A 7,553-nucleotide genomic window follows, 5' to 3' on the forward strand; every position below is an offset into this window, starting at 1 on the left:
TCCAGTTCCTCCCGGCGGGTCATACCATTCTGGAATCACACCCCGACTCCAGGGGTCAACCGGCGGATATGGAACGCGCAACGCAGCTCACATCGCCCGAACTACAGGGGGTGGGGTGAGCACGTACACGCGTGCCTCCTCCTCAGCGCGAATCTGCATCTCGCGACGCGCATCACGATACGCTTGGCCAGCAACAAGCGCGATGACAGCGAACACACCCAAGACGGCGAAAACGCCCAACCATGTGACAGGAGCTGTCTTTTCTTTACGCAATTTTAATCATCCAGACCGCGTTCAACCCTCGGGACTTCAGTCAATTTATACTATCATACCGTTAAATCTATCTATACGATCGGTTAGATTGCGAAATTACAGGTTTCCAAGGGATGATACCGCTCATTTGCTATGCGGCGAAGCTTCGATCATGCCAATGGATTGGTTTTCAATTAGGTACTTTTTCACGCCGATCGGTATCCTGGCCTCTCGCCGACCCACTCTCGCCGACCCACCTTGCCTCCCATGGCTTAGGCCCTACCAGCCTCCTCCCGCGTCATCCGGAACGGCGTGGTCGGGGTTCGTCCAGATGGTGTCAGGCAGGATCTTCCCTTCAAGGTCGAAGAAGAACCCCTTGATGTGTTCCGCGATCAGTTCCGGCTTGTCACGCTGGTGCGCGGCGAAACTGGTGGTGTTCTTTTCTTCCGTGCAGCCGATAATGAAACGAGTTTGGCCGAGATCATCGGTCAGAGGCAGCCGCAGGATTTCCACCCAGGCTTCGCGGCCAGACGTGAACCGATCCTTTACGACTAGGAACTGACCGCATGGCTCGTCGACAATTCTGTTTAGGTCTTTCTGGGCTTCGGCCTTTCCGGCGTAATGGAAGAATTCCAGAAGGTTTTTACCTGTCAAATCAACACCGATACGTTGGGCGACTTTCGTACCCATCAGGCGGATTTGAAAAATGGTTATGTCCTTCCGCTCGTAAATAACGAGGTTCGATAGGATTTTGCGGACTTCAGCCGGGTCGAGAGCTGTCTTGCGTGGCGGCCGCTCGATCGTGGCCAGACGTTCCCAGTACATGAAAAGCGCCTGATTGGTGCGGGATAGCACGCTTGCGACGTTTGTTCGTGAGAGGTTGACCGTCATTGTCGGGCTTTCGGTTCAGTCGGCGTCGACTGCAACACTAAATCCTTGGATTTAAGAATGAGTTTACCAATAAGGCTTAACGGGAGGCGAGCGTATCGGGGCGTGTTAGCAGGTCGGTACAGGAACTTCTGTTTGCCAGCTAAGGTGCGATTTATAGGCCGTCGCGAAGACTCGCCGAGGCGCCCTCAGGCTTGATCCGACGTTTTTCCCTGGCCGGCATTCGTCGCTACATCGATCTCAAGCACAAGACTGAAACGGTGTCGGGCAAAGACGATACGCTTGTTGGCCTGCCGCGGGATCGGGATCTCTTTGGAAAAACACCATCCGAGCAACGCAGCCGTCACTTCCGCGAGACTCAAGTCGAGCTTGACCTGTTCCATACCCTGGTTGCCAGTAGCCTGTACGCCGGTGAGCACATCCCCGTCGCCAACGGCTTTCACATGGCGCAGAGCAACCGTCTGCCGCTCCGGTTGCCGCTTGCGGACGAACCGCTGGAGGGCGGCAGCCGTTTCTACGTCGCTGAACTCGATATGTCGTTCTTCGAATGGCATTTCGCGAGCCCCGCTCATCCCGACAGATTAGGATTTTGCGAATAGTAAATTAAGAAAAAATAAATTTCCTGGCAATCCGGCTCCTTTATTCAAAAGCCTGCGTTGAAATCAGCAACGAAGCCGATTACAACGGCTCTGGGTCACGTCCCGAAGCACGCCCGGTCATCGCCGCTGTCCGGTGCCGAGGGTGCTACAGACGCCGGCTTTCCATGGCTCACCGGCAGCCTCGGGCCAACAGCGGCCGAACCGTCGCTCACCAATACGGGTGTCGGGATTTATTACAGAATCCCAGCTTCACGAGACCCGGGTGTAAACTCTACTTTACAAAACGTTTGGCCTGGTAATGGCCCCCATTTATAACCTATTGACATTCCTGAACGTTCGGATGTGGCATATGGCTTGCTCGATGCAGGACCAGACTCGAGCCAGCCTTGAGCCGAGGCTCCGAGGTAGGCGCTTCACGAACCCGACGAAGGAGGTCTCAATGAGGGCCCGACTTACATACGCTGTGGCTGCAATGATCGCAGGGCTTACCTTCGGTCTAGCGTTTGCGCCGAGTGTCAGCGCAGCCACGCTAACATTTGAAGACGGTAATGACTGGTTTGCCATTCAAGATGGTTACGAAGGCCTAAATTGGCAACAAGACGGCGGTAATTTCAACTTCGGCGGTTCCGGAAGTTTTGGTTTCAGTTCAAAGTTTGCGTATCTTAACTCGGGCGATCCCGGCGATACTGTTCCGCAGCCAGGTTTCATAGGAGCGAATGACGGCCAAATCATTAACTTGTCGGGCGGTGACTTTAGCGCGAATTGGGCCAACGGTTTGGATCTTACAGTCTCTGCCTTTCTGGATGGTAATAGCAATGGCAGCGTCTCAATCAATGACCTAGGTTATCGTACGCCTCAAAGTCAGACGTTCGACCTGACTGGTGATCGAATCGAGTTCGCTGTATCCGGACCGATCACTCTACCAAATGGAAGCCCGCTTTATGATTGGCAACAGTACGCGTTTGGGATGGACAACCTGAATGTCGAACTCACCAGCGCAGAAACTGGTGGATCGGCTGCAATTCCTGTCCCGGCGACCTTTGCTCTACTCGGCATCGGCCTATTCGGTGTTGGTATTGTAGGGCGACGGCGGTTATAAATACACAGTGCATCACTAACGTAACAGCCGCGTGCAGATTGTTGCTCGCGGCTCTTACTTATCCAGCTTGTTTTCAAGGTTTCCGGGTTTTGGCGGCTTTGGGTCATCCCTCGCCGCTCGGCGCCTGGCGGGCCGCGTCCGCTGCCGAAGGTACACCCGTCGACCACCTTCAACGTCTGACCGGCAGCCCCGGGCCAAGAGCGGTCGACCTCGTGGATCTCTCTTCCGAAATTGCCTGAGCGCGCGGATACTACCATGCCACCAAGTTTTACTCATGGGTTACGGAAAGTCCCGCCGCTAAAGTGTACTAGGTTGCCCCCGCCTCATAGCGATTGCGGTTACGATAAGAGCGAAGAATAAAAGAACACTTGTTGCCGGTATCGGAATCGCAACCCTATCTTCGGCGGATAAAGTATCTACCTGAAAGCTCCTACCTTGAATGTCCGAGAACCCCGATATCGGAAATGTATCCCCCAGTGTATCTAGGAGAAACGGTTCAAAACTGGGTGTTGATTGAAACGCCGCGACATTAAAACCGTCCAAACCTGTGGCGCCAGCCGCAAGGGCTGGGAGTATCCCTTCAAGCTTAAACTGTAGAGCTGTCCCTTGAAGCCCAAGGGTCGACAAAAACTCTAACGTGTTTTCGAACTCATTGTTCCGTAAGCTGTAGATGGGTGTTACCGACACTCCGCCGATCGGTTGGATGTAAGAAATCCGGTGAGTGCCGTCGGCAGGCATGCTCACCTTGCTCCGACGAACAAAGTTATTTGGATCAGAGCAATCAACCTCATCGCATACACTTACGGGACGATCAAAAACGTAATCGACCCAAAGATTAGGTTTGAATTCCAATTTCTGATCTAAGTGAAAGAACGACACAACGTCAAGGTCGAGCGCATTAAGCTCAAATGAGACAAGTGCTTGCTGGCGCCCAGTCTTGGGATCCGTGCCTCTACCGATATTACCATTGAAACCAAAAATTAAAGCGGGATTCAAAGATCCCGCAGTTCCATCTACGTCCCAATCCAGACGAGCGAAATCCGTATCAATCAAGCCATCGTCGAGCGCGAGGCTGCGCAGATCCCCTGTTTCAATGGCTTCCGCAACACTCCCACTGACCAAATCACGCTCGCCACTTGGCGTCGTACTGACAACGGAACCTGTACCTAAAGTGATTCGATTTCGATCTACGGGGACCGGTATCGACGAGCCGCCGACTAAGTTAAAGACCCCCGCATCGAAGTCTGGGGCCGCCGGAGTGTTCATTTGGGGCGTTCGCAGCAGAAGTTCACCAATGTCAATGGAAACAGGTGGTACAGGCCCGATTGGGGGCGTAATCGGGTTCGTAATCGAATATGCCACACTTAATGGTAAGTTGAACGTCAAGGATGGATCGTCGAAAAAGGACACGTCGGCGCCCGTCAGCCCGACCCCCGCAGAGAAAATGTTGTCAACCACGCTGCCGGTCGTATCGAACGAGACAATGTCGACAATCTCATCAATTTGTTCGCCTGTATCCCGATCAATCCCCGCGTACCGCACCATCGCGTCGACATCGTAATCAACATATTGGCCAATTTCCGCGCGGATTTCCGGATAGCGCGAGACAAGCCCGGTTCCTTCAGTAACCGGATCTGCCGCCATGCTGAGTTCTACGACATCACCCGCCTCCGGATCCATTTCCGACACAGTGATGGCCGTGTCGGCAGTATAGTCTACATCCAAACTGCCACCGTCGACTTCCAGGCGAGCGGCGAGTCCGGCCTCCACGCGACCGTCTAATTCGGCCACGGCGCCAACATCGTAAGGACGGTCAACCGGAGTTTGCGGTTCTGGTCCGATACCGTCTACCTGGATTCCGCCTGTCCGTGTCTCTTTAAACTCACCGAAGTTGCAGGGCGTATTCGAGATTGACTGGGTAAACGGATTGACACATACCTCGAAGCTGCGGGTGACGATACCGCCGCTAATGCATTCAGATCGCGTCGGTGAGGCCGAGAAAGTTGCCCCACCTACGCTGACCGAACGCCTCGTGGCAACGCAACTGCTTACAGCTTCATTCCACGCCTGCTGAAGGACCGGCAGCGGCACCGTCTGATCGATTCTAACTATGCGGCCTACATCGACGTTGGGCAGTTCGCTCTGAAGGAACGGGACGCGAACCTCACTCGGCGTGACCGCTTTGCCTGAGGGTCAAAAAACGGCTGCCCGCGAACTTCGAATTGAACACGGTCACTATAAGTGATGGGGCCAGCGTCCGCCGTGGCCGAAACGCAGGCTATCGGGATACTAAGCCACCACTTTCGCACTGTTCCATCTCCCTGTCCGCACAAGAGACCGCAATTGGACGTATAGTGCACGCATAGAGAACTTGACCGGCAATCTGCCGGCTTGGCACAGAACAGCACTGCAGTATAAGGCTGTTAGTATAGGAACCTAGTGTACAGATAGTTTAGTGCGTAGCAAGTGTTAAGAAACGAAAAATCTGTGCTACTGCGACCGACGGAGGCGTAATCTTGAAGGGGGTCCTTATTACCCCAAACGAAACTGGCCCAAACGAAACTGGTCTGTAGTCGTTCTCTCGCGAATCGCGAACGCCAACGGGTTATCCTCCGGAAGCCCTCGCAAAAGCGGTGCGCGAAACCGCGCTGGATCATCTCCTCGGCCGCCGACCGCTCATCGGCTGATAGCGCGCGCAACCGGGGGCGGGACTGACGGAGCGTCTGGAGCAGGTCGGATTGCGTAGCGGAAAGAGGCGATACTTCGGCTTGTGCGGCGGACATGACAGGCCCTTGCGGCAGGGGTCAACACGTAGAGAAGGTGGGTGCGTAGCCCGGGAGTCGTCGCGCTTTGTCTAGAGCGCGGCGAGGAAACGGATCGCGTTGGCGGAGATCAGCAGGGCGAAGGCGGCGTACATGATCCAGCGCTTCCAGACCCGCCAGTCGTCGCGCAGGCGCTCCAGCTCCTGAACGAGCGCGTCGCGGTCGGCGCGCAGCTGCCCAGTCAGGCGGGCGTGGCGCATCCGCCGCAGGTCGGTCATCTTGCGGGTATAGGAGTCGTAGTGCAGCGCCGGCACGGCGAGCAGCAGCGTGCCGACGGTCGCCATCCCAGCGAGCATCGCGTCCATGGGGCTCTAGGCTTTGCCGGGTGCCACGGTCCGGCCAGCGAGGTGCTCGAAAAGCGCCTCGCGGCCATCACTGATCGTGGTCGCACTGTCGATGTGGAAGCCGTTGGCGGAAGGCTGGCCGATCACAAGACCGCAGCGCGCGTCCGTGCCGCACGCCGCCAGGTAGCGCAGGATGCTGTCGACCTTGGGCCAGGGGGCGGTCGCGCTTTCAAGGCGCGAGACGTAGCTCGGCGACCAGCCGGCCTTTTCGGCGAGCTGGCGCAGGGTGAGTCCCGCGCGCCGCCGCTGTAGCTTCAGGCCGGCGCCGAGCTGCGCGCGCTGGCGGCTGTCCTGGTAGGCGCGTTCAGCCTCGGGCTTGCCCTCGAAGACTTCCTGGCGTAGTCCCTCCAGCCCGCGTGACGCATGCCCCTCACGCTTCGTTGGCTTTTTCGCCTTGGTCTGCTTTCCAGGCTTTACGCCCTGGCCGGCCAGCGTGCGGGTCTTGCCGGCGGGCGCGGTGGTGGTGGCGCCAGCGGCGCGGACACTGCTGCGCTTGGTCATGGCGCGAGCCTCCCGGGTCTCGGTCAGTGATCCTGGCGATGCGGGTTGACCAGGTTCAGGGCATGAGTCGCCGCCCGGAACAGCGCATCGCGTCCCGGCGCCTTGCGCTGCACCATCAAGAGCCGCATCGGCTTGGGCGGTCTGGCGTACTGGTCGATCACGAAGCCAACCCAAAGACGCCGCGTGCCGACCTGCATCGAGCTCGCCTCGTACCGGCTGTCCAGCGTGACACGGTCCGCGGGGTCGTCGAGCCCATGTTCAGCCACCTCCTCCAGGAAGCGAAAGAGCTCGATCCGCTCGTTGATCGGCAGCTTGCGAAGCCGCTCGACCAGCCGGGTGCGCCGAGGTTCGTCCCGTCGGTAGTCGACGATGAACCCCTCGTCCCCCAGCCCTTGAGAAGATGGCATTTGTTCACTCCAGAAGCAACCATTTCGTGGGCCGAGAGCCGGCAGGGTGGGCGGCGATGTCTGCCTTGGTGGCCGGAGGATAAGTGTTAGCTGGAATGTGCGGCCTATCAAAAAGAACTTGGAGAATGTAGGGCAAGCCGCGTCATGAATACCAACAAGGCTTCTCGACCCGCCGATCGGCTGGCGATGCTGATGAACGTGCACGCTGCGCGGCAGTATCGCCACGATCTCAGGCCAACGCAGTGGCAGGCGCTGCGGTTATTCGCCAGGCATTCGGGGAGCACCATCACCGAGGTCGCAAGATCCAAACGTTCAAGTTCCGGATCGCCGTCGGTTCTGGTGAAGCGGCTGGTGGCGCGCGGTCTCGTGGCGCGCACGGGTGGCCGCAACGTGTCGTTGCAGCTGACGGAGTCTGGATGGGACCTGCTGCGCCATGACCCGCGGTCGTGTCTTGAGAAGCAGGGTCCGGCGGAGCTGACCGATCAGGAGGCGGGTGAGCTGTGTCCGATGCGGGCCCCCCACGTTTCGTGATGCCGAGCGCCTGAGCCATTCTCCACCGTCCAGGTTCAGCGGACGGGAGCGGAACGATGGCCAAGACGCGCGAGGACCGGCGCCAGTTCTGGCGTGATCATGTGCAGGCG

The 7,553-nt window shown here is 57.6% G+C and carries 8 protein-coding genes; 3 read left to right on the top strand and 5 right to left on the bottom strand.

The window, feature by feature from the left end; translation table 11 throughout:
- Positions 1–531: 531 nt before the first annotated feature.
- Positions 532–1,143 carry a PAS domain-containing protein gene (locus CKO28_RS25850; protein WP_200344035.1) on the bottom strand — a complete coding sequence of 204 codons (612 nt, stop codon included), beginning with the start codon at positions 1,141–1,143 and terminating at the stop codon, positions 532–534.
- 191 nt (positions 1,144–1,334) lie between these two features.
- Here CKO28_RS25850 and CKO28_RS25855 point away from each other — a divergent pair, with 191 nt between their 5' ends.
- Both CKO28_RS25855 and CKO28_RS25860 read left to right on the top strand, forming a co-directional pair.
- On the top strand, positions 1,335–1,739 hold the full coding sequence (locus CKO28_RS25855) for a hypothetical protein (RefSeq protein ID WP_200344037.1): 405 nt from the start codon (positions 1,335–1,337) through the stop codon (positions 1,737–1,739).
- A 472-nt stretch (positions 1,740–2,211) separates the two neighbouring features.
- Positions 2,212–2,838, top strand: coding sequence for a PEP-CTERM sorting domain-containing protein (locus CKO28_RS25860; RefSeq protein ID WP_242480828.1), 627 nt, complete (start codon positions 2,212–2,214; stop codon positions 2,836–2,838).
- Positions 2,839–3,135: 297 nt separating this feature from the next.
- Here the strand turns inward: CKO28_RS25860 and CKO28_RS25865 are convergent, their stop codons facing one another.
- From CKO28_RS25865 to CKO28_RS25880, 4 genes are all read right to left on the bottom strand, one after another.
- The gene (locus CKO28_RS25865) at positions 3,136–4,929 is read right to left on the bottom strand and encodes a hypothetical protein (RefSeq protein ID WP_200344041.1); all 1,794 of its coding nucleotides are present in this window, start codon (positions 4,927–4,929) and stop codon (positions 3,136–3,138) included.
- A gap of 763 nt (positions 4,930–5,692) precedes the next feature.
- Complete coding sequence (locus tag CKO28_RS25870) at positions 5,693–5,965, bottom strand: hypothetical protein (RefSeq protein WP_200344043.1); 273 nt, start codon at positions 5,963–5,965, stop codon at positions 5,693–5,695.
- Between the two features lie 6 nt (positions 5,966–5,971).
- Positions 5,972–6,505 (bottom strand): helix-turn-helix domain-containing protein, encoded by a 534-nt coding sequence (locus CKO28_RS25875; protein ID WP_200344045.1) that lies wholly within the window; start codon positions 6,503–6,505, stop codon positions 5,972–5,974.
- Positions 6,506–6,528: 23 nt separating this feature from the next.
- Positions 6,529–6,912: a hypothetical protein gene (locus tag CKO28_RS25880; protein WP_200344048.1), complete on the bottom strand. Its 384-nt coding sequence runs from the start codon at positions 6,910–6,912 to the stop codon at positions 6,529–6,531.
- Positions 6,913–7,056: 144 nt separating this feature from the next.
- Between CKO28_RS25880 and CKO28_RS25885 the strand changes: the two genes are divergently transcribed.
- A complete protein-coding gene (locus CKO28_RS25885) occupies positions 7,057–7,443 on the top strand; it encodes a MarR family winged helix-turn-helix transcriptional regulator (protein WP_200344050.1) in 387 nt (128 codons plus the stop codon).
- The last annotated feature ends 110 nt before the right edge of the window (positions 7,444–7,553 follow it).

This window comes from Rhodovibrio sodomensis (genome assembly GCF_016583645.1).
GTDB lineage: Bacteria > Pseudomonadota > Alphaproteobacteria > Kiloniellales > Rhodovibrionaceae > Rhodovibrio > Rhodovibrio sodomensis.